Origin of the sequence: Streptomyces muensis, assembly GCF_021474425.1 — a bacterium.
GTDB classification, from domain to species: domain Bacteria; phylum Actinomycetota; class Actinomycetes; order Streptomycetales; family Streptomycetaceae; genus Streptomyces; species Streptomyces muensis.
The window spans coordinates 26,353-39,132 of the sequence record NZ_JAKEIP010000001.1; the positions used below are offsets into that span (position 1 = coordinate 26,353).

Here is a 12,780-nt window from a genome sequence, read left to right on the forward strand (position 1 = left end):
AGCGCCCCTGCCGGCCCACGGTCATCGAGGACTCGACCCCGTATGCACACCCCGAACATCTCGCACACCCCGCACGTCCTGAACATCGGCATCCTGGCCCACGTCGACGCCGGTAAGACCAGCCTCACCGAGCGGCTGCTCTTCGACCACGGCGCGATCACCCGGCTCGGCAGCGTCGACGGCGGCGACACCCGCACGGACGACGGCGCCATCGAGCGGCAGCGCGGCATCACCATCCGCTCCGCCGTGGCCGCGTTCACCGTCGGCGACACCCAGGTCAACCTGATCGACACCCCCGGACACTCCGACTTCATCGCCGAGGTGGAGCGCGCCCTGGAGGTCCTCGACGGCGCGGTACTGCTGCTGTCCGCCGTGGAGGGCGTGCAGGCGCAGACGCGGGTGCTGATGCGCACCCTGCGGCGGCTGCGGCTGCCGACGGTCGTGTTCGTCAACAAGATCGACCGGGCGGGCGCCCGCTCGGACGACCTGCTCGCCGACATCCGCCGCAGGCTGACGCCGACCGTCGCGCCGCTGAGCTCGGTGACCGGACTCGGCACCGCCGACGCCCGCGTGCGGCCGTACTCGCCGGCCGATCCCCGGGCCCGCGCCGACCTGGCGGAGGCGCTCGCGGAGGTGGACGCCGACATCCTGGCAGGGATCGTGGACGGCCCCGAACCGACCGCCGACGAGCTGCACAGATCGCTCGCCGCTCGCACCGCCGACGGCTCCTTCCACCCGGTCTTCTTCGGCTCCGCGCTCGGCGGCCAGGGCGTGCCGGAACTGGTCGAGGGCATCACCCGCCTCATCCCTCCCGCACCGGCGTCCGCGACCGGTGCCCCGCGCGGCACGGTGTTCGCCGTACGGCCCGGCCCCGGCGACGAGCGGACGGCGTATCTGCGGTTGTACGACGGTGAGGTGGCCCGGCGTCAGCGGCTGACGTTCCTGCGCCGCGCGGCCGACGGCCGGACCACCGAGGTCACCGGCCGGGCCACGCGCCTCGACGTGATCGGCGGCGCCGAGACCCTCACCGCGGGGAACATCGCCGCGCTCACCGGCGTCCCGGGCATCCGCGTCGGCGACCGGCTCGGCGAACTCGACGACCGGACCCCGCAGTTCGCGCCGCCGACGCTGGAGACGGTGGTCCGCTCCCGCAACCCCGTCCAGGCGGCGCCGCTGCGCACGGCCCTGCTGACCCTGGCGGACCAGGACCCGCTGATCCATGCCCGCCCCACGCCCACGGGCGCGACCGCGCTTCTGCTGTACGGCGAGGTCCAGATGGAGGTGCTCGCGGCGACCCTCGCGCAGGACTTCGGTGTGGAGGCCGAGTTCGAACCGGGCCGGGTGCGTCTGCTGGAGCGCCCGCGGGGTGTCGGCGAGGCCTGCGCGGAGATGCCGTGGCACGACCACACCAAGTACTGGGCGACGATCGGGCTGCGCGTCGAGCCGGGACCGCGTGGCTCGGGCGGGGTGTTCACCTACGAGACCGAACTCGGTGCCCTCCCCCGCGCCTTCCACCAGGCCATCGAGGACACGGTCCACGCCACGATGGAGACGGGGCCGTCCGGCGCGCCGGTGACCGACTACCGGGTCACACTGATCCGGTCCGGCTACTGCGCGCCGATCAGCACCGCCGCCGACTTCCGCGGACTCACCCCGATCGTGCTGCACCGCGCGCTGGAGCGGGCGGGGACCCTGCTGTACGAGCCGTACCACGCGTTCGAGACGGAGGTCCCGCTGGACGCCCTGTCGCCGGTGTCGGCCCAACTCGCCTCGTGCGGAGCCGAGTTCACGGGCACGACGGGCGGATCGACATCGTGGCTGATCACCGGCGAGCTGCCGGCCCGGCGGGTGCGGGAGGTCGAGCTGCGACTGCCGGGGCTGACGCACGGTGAAGGGGTGTGGTGGTCGCGGGTGTCCGGGGACCGGGAGCTGAAGCGGCCCTGATGGTCGGCCAACAGACAGGTCCGGCAAGGGATTTGGGGGTACTTGGTTGAAGAGGGAAGGAGAAACGTCGCCATGACGACTCCCATCAAGCGCATCGACAAGCGCATGCCCGGCTGGGCGAAGGCGGTGAGCGCCCTGATCCTGGTGCTCGTCGTCTTCTTCGCCGGGATCCGGCTGAGCGTGATCCCCGGCCTGAAGGACCTCTTCGGCACCGAGACCAACGACCGTTCGGGTCCCGCGCTGCTCCAGTCCATCCAGGACATGAGCCGCTACGACGCCGCCTCCGGCAACTTCCAGATCGTCGTGGATCTGGAGAAGGACGCCAAGTTCCTGCCCGACGCGATCCGCGGCACCCGCACGCTGTACGTCGGCGCGGGCACCGTGGACGCCTATGTAGACCTCGGAAAGGTCGGCGAGAGGGACGTCACGGTCAACGACGACCGTACGTCCGCCACGCTCCGGCTGCCGCACGCCGCCCTCGGCAAGCCGGCCCTGGACCCCGACCGCTCCTACGCCGTCTCCAAGGAGCGCGGTCTCCTCGACCGCCTCGGCGATCTCTTCTCGGACAACCCCAACAGCGAACAGGCCGTGCAGCAACTGGCGGTGAAGCACATCGGCGAGGCGGCGAAGGAGAGCGCCCTGACCGCACGCGCCGAGACCAACACCACCGGGATGCTCGAAGGTCTGCTCCACTCCCTGGGCTTCAAGGAGGTGAAGGTGACGTACGGGACATGAGCCCCCGTGGCCCTGGCTACGACAGCAGTCCCGGCAGGGCCAGCGCGCCGAGCACCGTGGTGCCCACCAGCACCCAGGCCACGTAGTCCCCGACGTGCCCGGACTGCAGGCGTCGCAGCGGGCGCGCGCGGTCCGGGGCGGCCAGGAGCGTCGGCCGGGTGACGGCGAGGGCCGCGAGGCCCAGGGCCAGCAGGGTGGACGCGAGGTCCAGCAGCACACCGGCCGGGCTCCAGTGCGGTGCGGGCACCACCGCGCCGCCTGACCCGGCCTCGTTGACGGCGTGCGCCACGACCTCGCCGAAGCCGGGGGCCACGCCGACGGCGAGCGAGCCGGCGAGCAGCACGGCGGGGACGACGGTCATGGTGTCGGGGACGCGGCTGAGCCGGTGCCGGGTCTCGGGGCGCTCCCCGGCGCCGGTCGTCTCGTAGTCGGCGTCGTCCTCGGGCGTCGGGCCGAGCCCGAGGAACACCCGTGCCGCGACCCGCAGTACGGCCCCGGCGGTGACCGCGCTCACGGCGACGTACAGCACGACGAGCGGGCCGCCCACGGCCTCTTCCGTGACGGCCTTGCCGAACGCCGTGCCGAAGGGCGGGAGTCCGGCCAGGGCCAGTCCGGCCACGGCGAACAGGACGGCGACGCACCGCAGTTCCCGGGCCCGGCCGTGCAGGGCGTGCTCGTCGACGGTGCCGTACCGGTCGAGGAGGATGCCCGTGCAGGCGAACAGGGCGGCCTTCACACCGGCGTGTCCGAGGACGTACAGCGCGACCCCGTCGTCGGCCTCGGGCGTGAGTGCGCCCATGCCGATGAGGAACAGCCCGGTGTGGGCGACCGTCGAGTACGCCAGCAGTCGTTTGAGGTGCCTCTGGTACCAGCACATGAGCGCGCCGAGCGCCGCCGTCACCGCGCCCGGTACGAGGAGGACCCGTTCCAGGTCGGCGGCCGGGATGCCGCCGGGGCCGGCGAAGACGGTGCCGTACACCCGCCAGACGCCGTACACGCCGAGTTCGACCATGACGCCCGACAGCAGCATGCACACGGGCGTGGGCGCGACGGCGTGCGCGTCCGGGAGCCAGAAGTGGAAGGGCACGGCGGCGGCCTTGACCAGCAGTCCGGTCAGGACGAGGACGAAGGCGGCGAGGACCAGGGCGTCGGGCGGGCCGTGCGCGTCGAGGCCGCGGCCGATCTGCGTCATGGCGAGCTCGCCGGTGCGGGCGTAGAGCAGCGCGATGCCCATCAGCATGGCGTACGCGCCGAGGGAGGTGACGACGCCGAAGGTCAGCGCGCCCTGTACGGCCCTGGCCTCCTCGACGCGGGTGCCGGTCAGGGCGTAGGCGACGACGCTCATCAGCTCGAACCACACGAACGCGTTGAACAGGTCGCCCGCGATCGAGAACCCGCACATCCCGGCCTGGAAGAGCAGCATCAGCGCGGGGAACGAGCCGGCGTGCCGGCGTGGGGGCTCCTCGAAGTAGTGCCAGGAGTACGCCAGCGCCGCGAGGGTCAGCAGGGAGGCCAGGGCCGCCATGCCGAGCCCCGCGCCGTCCCCGACCAGGACGATGCCGACGCTGCGGCCGTCGACGGGCGTCCAGCCGCCGACCCATTCGGTCATCGGCGGCGAGGAGTTCAGCAGCAGCACCAGCGCGAGCCCGGCCGTGCCCGCCGAGACGGCGCAGCCGACGGACTCGGCGAGGACGCGGGGCACCCGGCGTCCGCCCGCGACCAGGAGTGCGGCACCGAGGAGCGGTACGGCGACGAGCAGGGGCAGCAGGTCGTTCATCAGCCGCGCAGCTCGGAGAGTTCGTCGGGGTCGACGGTGCCGTGCCGCTTGCCGACCTGGATGACCAGGGCGAGCAGGAGCGCGGTGACGGTGGCACCGACGACGACGTCCGTCAGGGCGAGGGCCTGCACGACCGGGTCGACGACGGGGCGCGAGCCGGGCTCGATGTCGGAGAAGACGGGCGCGGTGGCGTCGTCGCGGTAGCCGACGGCCAGCAGCAGGACGTAGGTGGCGGACTGGCACACGGACAGACAGCCGACGGCGTGGATCAGATTGCGGCTGGTGGCCAGGCCGTAGCAGCCGGCCAGGAAGATCCACACGGCGACGAGGTACGGCAGGACGTCCATCACGGCGCTCTCACTTCCCGCTCTCCTCCACGATCTCGACGGCCTGGTCCAGGAAGCGGGCGAGCAGCACGACGACCGCGCAGGCGACCTCCATGCCGATGGCCGCGTTCAGCAGCGGCACGGTGCCGCCGGAGGACAGGGTGTTGAAGGTGCCGTACGGCAGCAGGGTGTTGGCGAGGAACGCCGTACCGCCGATGAGGCCGGCGAGGCCGGTGACGACGTACGCCGCGGCCGACACGGCGTCGCCGACCTCGTACAGGCCGACCGGGCGGACGCGTTCCAGGGCGCGGTAGTCGGCGCCGAGGTAGAGCAGGTGCAGGGAGGTCGCGGCGACGACGCCGCCCTGGAAGCCGCCGCCGGGGCTGAGCTGGCCGTGCGCGATGACGTACAGGCCGGTGGCCAGGGCGATCGGCAGGACGATCAGGGCGTAGCGGCGTACGGGCGGGGTGACGTCGGCGGGTTCGGGGCGGGCGCGGTGTTCGTCGCGGGTCTGTCGCAGCAGGACGACACAGCCGACGACGGCGGCGAACAGGATGGTCATCTCGCCGAGGGTGTCGAAGGCGCGCTGGTCGAAGTTGACGGAGGCGACGGTGTTGGCGGTGTGCCGGGCGAGGGAGGTGTGGACCGCGCGGTCGCCGTACGGGTGGCTGTCGCCGCCGAAGCGCGGCAGTCGCAGACAGGCGGCGACGAGGAGCACGGCGAGGCCGGTGCCGGCTACGACGACGAGCGCGAGCCGGGTGCGCGGGTTCATCGCTCACGCCCCTTGCGCCGCTTGACCTTGCGGACCGCGAGGAGCAGCAGCAGCGGGGTGAGGGCACCGCCGACGGCCAGCTGCGACAGGGCGACGTCCGGTGCCTGTACGGCGGTGAAGAGCACGGCGAGCACGACGCCGAGGACGGCCAGGACGAGGGCTTGGCGCACGGGGTCGCGGACCACTACGGCCGTGGTCGCGGACCCGGCGACCAGCAGCAGCGTGACGACGACGACCGCGTCAGCCACCGCGCACCCCCGCGATACCGCCGGACAGCGCGCGAGAGGCGACGACGTTCCCGCCGATCAGCAGCGCGCCGACGAGGAGGAGCTTGGCCATCGCCCGGCTCGGCCCGACCGCCGCGCACAGCGCCACGACCACGGCCGCGCCCAGTCCCGCGGCGGCCCAGGTCACGCCCCGGGCGCGGGGCGGGTCGTCGGCGAGTTCGTCGGTGAGCAGACGGGCGAACACGAGGGTGCCGACGGGGCCGAGCAGGGCGAGGACGAGGGCGAGATCGACGTAGGCGGGGCGGTCGTAGCCCTGGGCGAGGAGGAGCAGTCCGGGGCAGGCCAGGGCGGTGGACAGGTTCTGCGCCACGACGCGGCGCCTGAGCGGTCCGGTCGCGACGCCCCAGAGGGTCGCGCCCACTCCCCCGCCGAGCACGACGGTGGCCGCGACGAGCCAGCCGTTCATCGTCCGGTCACCGCCCGGCGCGCGGCGACGGCGGCGAGCGCGGCCACGGCGGCGACGCCCGCGCCGACGGCGAGCTCCAGGGTGTCCACGGCGCTGATGAGGACCAGCCACAGCACGGCGAGGGCGGCCCACCAGGCCAGGAACTCGACGGTGGTGACGAGCGCCGTACGCCGGTCCATGCTGCGTCACCTCCGCGGGCCAGATGTCCGTTACTTCCGTTCCGCGCCATCCAAACACCGCCTCGGGTGACAAAGGCGGCGGCGCGCGGGCCTCCGCCCGGAGTGCCCCGACAGCGTGAAGGGAAACCGCGGGCGGGCGCGACCGGAGTCCGCACGGCGGGCATCGTGACGCCGGGCCGGGGTAATCCCCTTACTACAAAGGGAAGTTGAAGACTGGAGGACCGCATGGCCCGTGGAACCCCACGTTCGCGTGGCGCGTTGCACCCCGGCACTCCCGATCCCAAGTCCGCGGGCGCCGGCGCCACCGGTCGCGGCGCGAAATCCCGAGGCGCGGGCAAGTCGGCGAAGGGCGCGAAGTCCCGCCGCGCCGCCAAGACCGGGCGCACCGCCGAACCTGGCCGCGGCGCCAAATCGGGGCGCGACGCCAAGCCCGGGCGCACCGCCGCCAAGTCCTGGCGCACCACCACGTTCTGGCGCACCGCCAAACCCGGGCGCGCCAAGCCCAAACGCACCGCCAAACCCGAGCCGGCCCCGCGATCCGGGCGGCAGCCCTTGCGCTTCCTCGCCCGGCTGCTGGCGATGGTGTGCGCGTTCGCGTTCATGGTCGCCTTCGCCGTGGTCCTGGCGAAGCTCACCCTGGAGCCGTCCCCCGCGTCGGAGGCGCTGACGCACACCAACCTGCGGCCGGGCCGCTCACTGCGGGCCTACCTGGACCAGCCCGAACTGCGCGACGCGGTCCGGCAGATCGGGGGCAATCTGCTGCTGGGTGTGCCGTTCGGCGTCCTGGTGCCCGTCGTCGCCCCGCGCACGCGCGGCGTGCTGCGTGTGCTCCTGCTGACGGCGACCGTCATGCTCCTCGTCGAGTTCGCCCAGGGCGCCCTGGTCACCGGGCGCGCCTTCGACATCGACGACGTCATCCTCAACACCACCGGGGCCCTGGTCGGCTACCTGCTGCTGGGGCGGCGGCTGAGCCGCGCCGTGCACGCGTGGGGGTCGCGTTCCGGGAAGGCGCAGGGCAAGACCTCCTAGAACCGCAGGACCAGCTGGACGACGGCCACGGTGCCGACCACCACGATGAACGTGCGCAGAACGGCGGGACGCAGCCGGCGGCCTACGGTGGCTCCGAGATGGCCGCCGGCTGCGGACCCGACGGCGAGGAGGGCCACGGCCGTCCAGTCGAAGTCCGCGACGACGAGGAAGAACAGCGCGGCGACGGAGTTGACCACGGCGACGAGCACGTTCTTGACGGCGGTGAGGCGTTGCAGGTCGTCGTCGAGGAGCATGCCCATCAGGGCGACGTAGATGATGCCCTGGGCGGCGGAGAAGTAGCCGCCGTAGACGCTGGCCAGGGTCAGTCCGAGGAGCAGCAGCGGGCCGCCGTCGGGGCGCGCGGCGCGTTCCTTGCGTGCCCGGCGCGCGTGCAGTCTCCTGCCGATCAGCGGCTGGAGGGCGACCAGCACGAGGGCGAGCCCCACCAGGACCGGCACGATCCGTTCGAACGCCGAGGCGGGCAGGGCGAGCAGCAGCGTGGCCCCGGTGAGCCCGCCGAGCAGGGCGCCGGCGCTCCACTGCAGGATGCGGCGGCGCTGGCCGCGCAGTTCGGCGCGGTATCCGACGGCTCCGCTGATCGACCCCGGGATCAGTCCGAGCGCGTTGGAGACCGTCGCGGTGACCGGCGGCAGGCCCGTGGCGAGCAGGATCGGAAACGAGATCAGCGTCCCCGACCCGACGGCGGCGTTGACGGCTCCGGCGGCCGTGCCCGCGCCGAGGATCGCGAGCAGCTCACCGATGTGTGCGGCGTTCATGGTGAGCAGCCTAGGAACGCGACGGTTCGGCGGCGGACGAAGGTTCCTCGCCGGCTTCTGCCGACTTCCGCGGCCTCCACCCACCCTGCGCCGACTACTGGTCCGTACCAAGGTATTGACGACCTCTTATCTCACTCCTTAAATCAAGTGGCGACACCTTCACCCCCCACCTCGGTCGGCGCACCCCGCCCCGCGGGTCGCCGTACGGAAGGGAGCACGATGGCCTCCCCACGCCTGCTCCGCACGTGTCTGCTCACCGCACTGTCCGCCGCCTTGGTCGCGTCCGCCGCGGTCGTGCCTGCGCGGGCCGGGCAACCGGACGTCGCGGCCGCGGCGGTGACGTTCTCCGACAGCTTCGACGGGCCCGCAGGAGCCGCGGTCGACTCCTCGAAGTGGCAGATCGAGACCGGCGACAACGTCAACAACCACGAGCGGCAGTACTACACCTCCGGCAACAAGAACGCCGCCCTGGACGGCCAGGGCCATCTCGTGATCACGGCCCGGCGCGAGAACCCCGCCAACTACCAGTGCTGGTACGGCACTTGCCAGTACACCTCGGCCCGGCTGAACACCGCCGGGAAGTTCACCGCGCAGTACGGGCACGTCGAGGCCCGGCTGAAGGTGCCGCGGGGGCAGGGCATGTGGCCCGCGTTCTGGATGCTGGGCACGCCCGTCAACTGGCCGGACTCAGGTGAGATCGACGTCATGGAGAACGTCGGCTTCGAGCCGTCGACCGTGCACGGCACGATCCACGGTCCCGGCTACTCCGGCTCGGGCGGCATCGGCGCCGCCTACTCCCTGCCGGGCGGGCAGGCCTTCGCCGACGCCTTCCACACCTTCGCCGTCGACTGGGCGCCCGACTCCATCACCTGGTCCGTGGACGGCAACGTCTACCAGCGCCGCACACCCGCCGACCTGGGCGGCAGGCAATGGGTCTTCAACAAGCCGTTCTTCCTGATCCTGAACCTGGCGGTCGGCGGCTACTGGCCCGGCGATCCCGACGGCTCCACGGTCTTTCCGCAGCCACTGGTGGTGGACCACGTCTCGGTGACCACCGGCGCCGGCGCAACGGCACCGCGGACGGTCGGATGATCCGCCGGGCAGGCCCTAGTGGTGGTGCCAGGTGAACTTGTCCCCGCCGACCCAGCGGACCACCTCCGGGTCGTCCAGGTCATGGACCGTGATGCCGAAGGCGGCGGCATACTCCAGGACGTCGGTGATGGTCCTCGCCTGACCGACGACCATGCCGTCGATCTCCATGATGCGGAACGGGGGTGTACCCGGCTGAACCCCGAGCACCATGATCCGCGGGTGTGACATGTGCGGGCTCGCGCTTTCGGTCATGAATAGAGCGTAGAGCGCTACCCGCGTCGACGGTTCCTTCAGCCGTCAACGGTTCCTCCGGACGTCCGGGGGTGCGGCCCCGGGCGGCCTGGGGAACTCTGGAGGGGGAGGTGGCGATGGACCCCGTCGAGGCCCTGGAGCGGATCGCCTTCCTGCTGGAGCGGGCCCTGGCGCCGACCTACCGCGTCCGTGCGTTCCGGACGGCCGCCCGGGTGCTCGCCGCGCTCCCCGAGGGCGAGGTGCGCGAGCGGGCGGAGGCCGGGTCGCTGGAGTCGCTCAAGGGCGTTGGCCCGAAGACGGCCCAGGTGGTCCGCGAGGCCCTGGCCGGTGGGACGCCGGGGTATCTGGAGAAGCTGGAGGGCGAGGCCGAGGAGTCCTCCGGGACCGCCGCCCGGGCGGGCGGGCGGCTGCGGGCGCTGCTGCGCGGGGACTGCCATCTGCACTCCGACTGGTCCGACGGCGGCAGCCCGATCGAGGAGATGGGCCGGACAGCGGCGGAGCTCGGCCATGAGTGGGCGGCGCTCACCGACCACTCGCCGCGGCTGACCGTGGCCCGCGGCCTGTCGCCCGAGCGGCTGCTGCGGCAGCTGGACGTGGTGGCGGCGCTGAACGAGACGTGGGCGCCGTTCCGGCTGCTCACCGGTATCGAGTGCGACATCCTGGAGGACGGCTCGCTGGACCAGGAGCCCGAGCTGCTGGACCGGCTGGACGTCGTGGTGGTGTCCGTGCACTCCAAGCTGCGGATGGACGCCCGCTCGATGACCCGGCGGATGGTGAAGGCCGTACGCGATCCGCACGCCGACGTGCTCGGACACTGCACGGGCAGGCTGGTGGCCGGGCGGGGGCGGCCGGAGTCGGAGTTCGACGCGGACGAGGTGTTCACCGCGTGCGCCGAGTCGGGCACGGCGGTGGAGATCAACAGCCGTCCCGAACGGCTGGACCCGCCGCGCCGGCTGCTGCGCCGGGCCGTCGACGCGGGCGTGCTGTTCTCCATCGACACCGACGCCCACGCGCCCGGACAGCTGGACTGGCAGATCCTCGGCTGCGCCCGCGCGGAGGAGTGCGAGGTGCCCGCCGAGCGCGTGGTGACCACCTGGAGCCTGGAGGAACTGCTGGCCTGGACCCGCGAGGGCCGGACACCCGCCCGAGTGGCGGGCCTGTGACGTGGTACTCGTCCGGCGACAGGAACGGTTCGCGCCAGGAAGGGGCAGTCCATGGAACGGGCGGCGGTGTTCGACGTCGACGGAACCCTCGTCGACACCAATCACCTCCATGTGACGACCTGGTGGGAGGCCTTCCGCCAGGCCGGGCACCGGGTGCCCATGCACGCCGTCCACCGGGCCGTCGGACTCGGCTCGACCGATCTGATCGCCCACCTCCTCGGCGAGGACCGGGACAAGGACCGGGACGCCGAGCTGAGCGCCGCGCACAAGGCGCTGTACGGCCAGTACTTCGACCGGCTGCCCCCGCTGCGGGACGCGGACCGGCTGCTGCGGCGGCTCGCGCGCGAGGGCTGGCGCGTCGTCCTCGCGACATCGGCCGGCGGCGCGGAGCTGTCCGCGCTGCGCCGGGCGATCTCCGCCGACGACGCGATCGACGCCACCGCGAGCGCCGACGACGTCGAGGAGGGCAAGCCCGCACCGGAGCCCGTCGAGCACGCCCTGGAACTGGCCGGGGTGCCCGCCGGGCGCGCGGTCTTCGTCGGCGACACCGTGTGGGACATGCGGGCCGGCACCCGGGCCGGGGTGCGCTGTGTGGGCGTCCTGTGCGGCGGCATCCCCCGCGCCGACCTGCTCGACGCGGGCGCGCAGGCGGTCTACGACGACCCGGCCCATCTGCTGGCGACGCTCGCGGACAGCCCCTTGGCCGACGTGCCGGGCGGCCCGGACACGCCCACGCCCACCGGATGACGCGTGCGACGAAGGCGGTGCGTCGGCCTGCGCGCCGGGTCACCAGGGCGACGGAGTCGATGCGACGGCAGGCGCACGGGAGTGCCCATGTGATCAACGCGCTACGGCGGGAGGGGCACTCCGTCGGCAGTGCCGCCCGGGCCGCCTGGGCCGGGCCCGGCCGGGAGCGTGACCTGGTCGTGCAGTCGCTCAAGGCGGCGGCCGCGGCGCTGCTGGCCTGGCTGGTGGGGAGTGTGTGGCTCGGCGATCCGATGGCCCTGATGGCGTCCTGGGTCGCGCTGATCCTGGTGCAGGCCACCGTGTACAGCTCACTGCTCCAGGCGGCGCAGCAGTTCACGGCGATCTGCGCCGGGACCGTGCTCGCGTCGGCCGCGCTGGCGCTCACCGGCAGCACTCTGGGCGCGCTGGCCGTGTCGATCCCCCTGCTGATGCTGCTGGCCAACTGGTCGCGCTTCGGTGACCAGGGTGTCTTCGGCGCGACGACCGCGCTGTTCACCCTGGCCACGGGCGCGGCCGGGGCGTCGGCCGTCGGGCACCGGGTGGGGCAGGCGGCTCTCGGCGCCGTGATCGGGGTCGCCGTCAACGCGCTCGTGCTGCCGCCGATCCATCTGCGGGACGTACGGGAGAACCTCGCGGCGCTGGCCCGGGAGGCCGGGGACCTCCTGCACAGCGTGGCCGCGGATCTGCGGGAGACCGAGTGGAACGCGCAGAGCGCGGCCGGCTGGTCGAGTGCCTCGGCGCGACTGGAGCGCCGTCTGGAGACGCTGCGCTCGGCGCGGGGCTGGAGCCGGGAGAGCCTGCGGCTGACGGCTGGACCGCTGCGGGTGCGGCGCCGGCCTCCTCCGGCGCCGCCGGAGGAGGAGGACGAACGCTGGAGCCGCGTCACCGGGCACATCAGGGCGCTGACCCGGACCCTTGCCGTCGCGGCCGACGATGGGCGCACGCCGCTTCCGCCCGACGGGCCCGCGCTGCACGCGTACGCCGGGCTGCTGGATCTGATCGGCGACGCGTGCCACGTGGAGGGCAGTCGTCTGCTGGGGACCGACGCGGACGAGACGGTCGACGCGGATCCGGACGGCCGGGTCGAGGCGTCGATGCTGCGGCTGCGGAGCGAGCTCCAGGAGTGGCTGCGGGAGCACGCCGGGCAGGGTGCGGCTCGGGCGACGGTGCTCGGGACGCTGCTGTTGCAGGCGGAGAACGTGTGGAGCGAGACCGTTTCGGCAGGTCAGCGGGGGTGACGCAGATCACCTTCCATCTTTCCCCGTGCTGGAACACCCAGGGGTGGTTGCCCGTTG

Annotated in this window: 14 protein-coding genes and 1 pseudogene; 7 read left to right on the forward strand and 8 right to left on the reverse strand. The window is 73.1% G+C overall.

Annotated features, from left to right (window positions below):
- The first annotated feature begins 42 nt into the window (after positions 1–42).
- Positions 43–1,944: a tetracycline resistance ribosomal protection protein Otr(A) gene (otr(A), locus tag L0P92_RS00155; RefSeq protein ID WP_234760283.1), complete on the forward strand. Its 1,902-nt coding sequence runs from the start codon at positions 43–45 to the stop codon at positions 1,942–1,944.
- A gap of 72 nt (positions 1,945–2,016) precedes the next feature.
- Positions 2,017–2,679, forward strand: coding sequence for a DUF4230 domain-containing protein (locus L0P92_RS00160; protein ID WP_234760284.1), 663 nt, complete (start codon positions 2,017–2,019; stop codon positions 2,677–2,679).
- Between the two features lie 16 nt (positions 2,680–2,695).
- On the opposite strand, the gene L0P92_RS00165 is transcribed toward L0P92_RS00160, so the two are convergent.
- Genes L0P92_RS00165 through L0P92_RS00190 form a run of 6 tightly spaced genes read right to left on the reverse strand, consistent with a single transcriptional unit; the run spans position 2,696 to position 6,426 of the window.
- Positions 2,696–4,456 carry a complex I subunit 5 family protein gene (locus tag L0P92_RS00165; protein WP_234760285.1) on the reverse strand — a complete coding sequence of 587 codons (1,761 nt, stop codon included), beginning with the start codon at positions 4,454–4,456 and terminating at the stop codon, positions 2,696–2,698.
- Positions 4,456–4,803 (reverse strand): sodium:proton antiporter, encoded by a 348-nt coding sequence (locus L0P92_RS00170; protein ID WP_234760286.1) that lies wholly within the window; start codon positions 4,801–4,803, stop codon positions 4,456–4,458. The genes L0P92_RS00165 and L0P92_RS00170 overlap by 1 nt, the downstream gene beginning before the upstream one ends.
- A gap of 10 nt (positions 4,804–4,813) precedes the next feature.
- Positions 4,814–5,554 carry a hydrogen gas-evolving membrane-bound hydrogenase subunit E gene (gene mbhE, locus L0P92_RS00175; protein WP_234760287.1) on the reverse strand — a complete coding sequence of 247 codons (741 nt, stop codon included), beginning with the start codon at positions 5,552–5,554 and terminating at the stop codon, positions 4,814–4,816.
- Positions 5,551–5,802: a hydrogenase subunit MbhD domain-containing protein gene (locus L0P92_RS00180; RefSeq protein ID WP_234760288.1), complete on the reverse strand. Its 252-nt coding sequence runs from the start codon at positions 5,800–5,802 to the stop codon at positions 5,551–5,553. The genes mbhE and L0P92_RS00180 overlap by 4 nt, the downstream gene beginning before the upstream one ends.
- The gene (locus tag L0P92_RS00185) at positions 5,795–6,247 is read right to left on the reverse strand and encodes an MrpF/PhaF family protein (protein ID WP_234760289.1); all 453 of its coding nucleotides are present in this window, start codon (positions 6,245–6,247) and stop codon (positions 5,795–5,797) included. Before L0P92_RS00185 ends, L0P92_RS00180 begins: the two co-directional genes overlap by 8 nt.
- Positions 6,244–6,426, reverse strand: coding sequence for a hypothetical protein (locus tag L0P92_RS00190; RefSeq protein WP_234760290.1), 183 nt, complete (start codon positions 6,424–6,426; stop codon positions 6,244–6,246). The genes L0P92_RS00185 and L0P92_RS00190 overlap by 4 nt, the downstream gene beginning before the upstream one ends.
- A 552-nt stretch (positions 6,427–6,978) precedes the next feature.
- Here L0P92_RS00190 and L0P92_RS00195 point away from each other — a divergent pair.
- Entirely contained in the window at positions 6,979–7,455 is a 477-nt protein-coding gene (locus tag L0P92_RS00195; protein ID WP_234760363.1) for a VanZ family protein, read from the forward strand.
- Here L0P92_RS00195 and L0P92_RS00200 read toward each other — a convergent pair.
- Complete coding sequence (locus tag L0P92_RS00200; RefSeq protein WP_234760291.1) at positions 7,452–8,231, reverse strand: sulfite exporter TauE/SafE family protein; 780 nt, start codon at positions 8,229–8,231, stop codon at positions 7,452–7,454. The two genes, L0P92_RS00195 and L0P92_RS00200, sit on opposite strands and share 4 nt — an antisense overlap.
- A 219-nt stretch (positions 8,232–8,450) precedes the next feature.
- On the opposite strand from L0P92_RS00200, the pseudogene L0P92_RS00205 reads away from it, so the two are divergent.
- Positions 8,451–9,299, forward strand: a pseudogene (locus L0P92_RS00205) (glycoside hydrolase family 16 protein); the annotation flags it as partial.
- Positions 9,300–9,338: 39 nt separating this feature from the next.
- On the opposite strand, the gene L0P92_RS00210 reads toward L0P92_RS00205, so the two are convergent.
- Positions 9,339–9,575: a hypothetical protein gene (locus L0P92_RS00210; protein WP_234760292.1), complete on the reverse strand. Its 237-nt coding sequence runs from the start codon at positions 9,573–9,575 to the stop codon at positions 9,339–9,341.
- A gap of 116 nt (positions 9,576–9,691) precedes the next feature.
- Between L0P92_RS00210 and L0P92_RS00215 the strand changes: the two genes are divergently transcribed.
- From L0P92_RS00215 to L0P92_RS00225, 3 genes are read left to right on the forward strand one after another with little or no spacing between them, the layout of a single operon-like run.
- Entirely contained in the window at positions 9,692–10,738 is a 1,047-nt protein-coding gene (locus L0P92_RS00215) for a PHP domain-containing protein (RefSeq protein WP_234760293.1), read from the forward strand.
- A gap of 51 nt (positions 10,739–10,789) precedes the next feature.
- Positions 10,790–11,485, forward strand: coding sequence for an HAD family hydrolase (locus L0P92_RS00220; protein WP_234760294.1), 696 nt, complete (start codon positions 10,790–10,792; stop codon positions 11,483–11,485).
- A gap of 59 nt (positions 11,486–11,544) precedes the next feature.
- Positions 11,545–12,723, forward strand: a complete 1,179-nt coding sequence (locus L0P92_RS00225; protein WP_234760364.1) for an aromatic acid exporter family protein — start codon at positions 11,545–11,547, stop codon at positions 12,721–12,723.
- Positions 12,724–12,780 lie beyond the last annotated feature (57 nt).

Bases quoted from the DNA above. Each gene is read 5' to 3' on its own strand.
- L0P92_RS00160 (WP_234760284.1), top strand. From the start codon at position 2,017: ATGACGACTCCCATCAAGCGCATCGACAAGCGCATGCCCGGCTGGGCG.
- L0P92_RS00165 (WP_234760285.1), bottom strand. From the start codon at position 4,456: ATGAACGACCTGCTGCCCCTGCTCGTCGCCGTACCGCTCCTCGGTGCC.
- L0P92_RS00170 (WP_234760286.1), bottom strand. From the start codon at position 4,803: ATGGACGTCCTGCCGTACCTCGTCGCCGTGTGGATCTTCCTGGCCGGC.
- mbhE (WP_234760287.1), bottom strand. From the start codon at position 5,554: ATGAACCCGCGCACCCGGCTCGCGCTCGTCGTCGTAGCCGGCACCGGC.
- L0P92_RS00185 (WP_234760289.1), bottom strand. From the start codon at position 6,247: ATGAACGGCTGGCTCGTCGCGGCCACCGTCGTGCTCGGCGGGGGAGTG.
- L0P92_RS00190 (WP_234760290.1), bottom strand. From the start codon at position 6,426: ATGGACCGGCGTACGGCGCTCGTCACCACCGTCGAGTTCCTGGCCTGG.
- L0P92_RS00200 (WP_234760291.1), bottom strand. From the start codon at position 8,231: ATGAACGCCGCACACATCGGTGAGCTGCTCGCGATCCTCGGCGCGGGC.
- L0P92_RS00210 (WP_234760292.1), bottom strand. From the start codon at position 9,575: ATGACCGAAAGCGCGAGCCCGCACATGTCACACCCGCGGATCATGGTG.
- L0P92_RS00215 (WP_234760293.1), top strand. From the start codon at position 9,692: ATGGACCCCGTCGAGGCCCTGGAGCGGATCGCCTTCCTGCTGGAGCGG.
- L0P92_RS00220 (WP_234760294.1), top strand. From the start codon at position 10,790: ATGGAACGGGCGGCGGTGTTCGACGTCGACGGAACCCTCGTCGACACC.
- L0P92_RS00225 (WP_234760364.1), top strand. From the start codon at position 11,545: ATGCGACGGCAGGCGCACGGGAGTGCCCATGTGATCAACGCGCTACGG.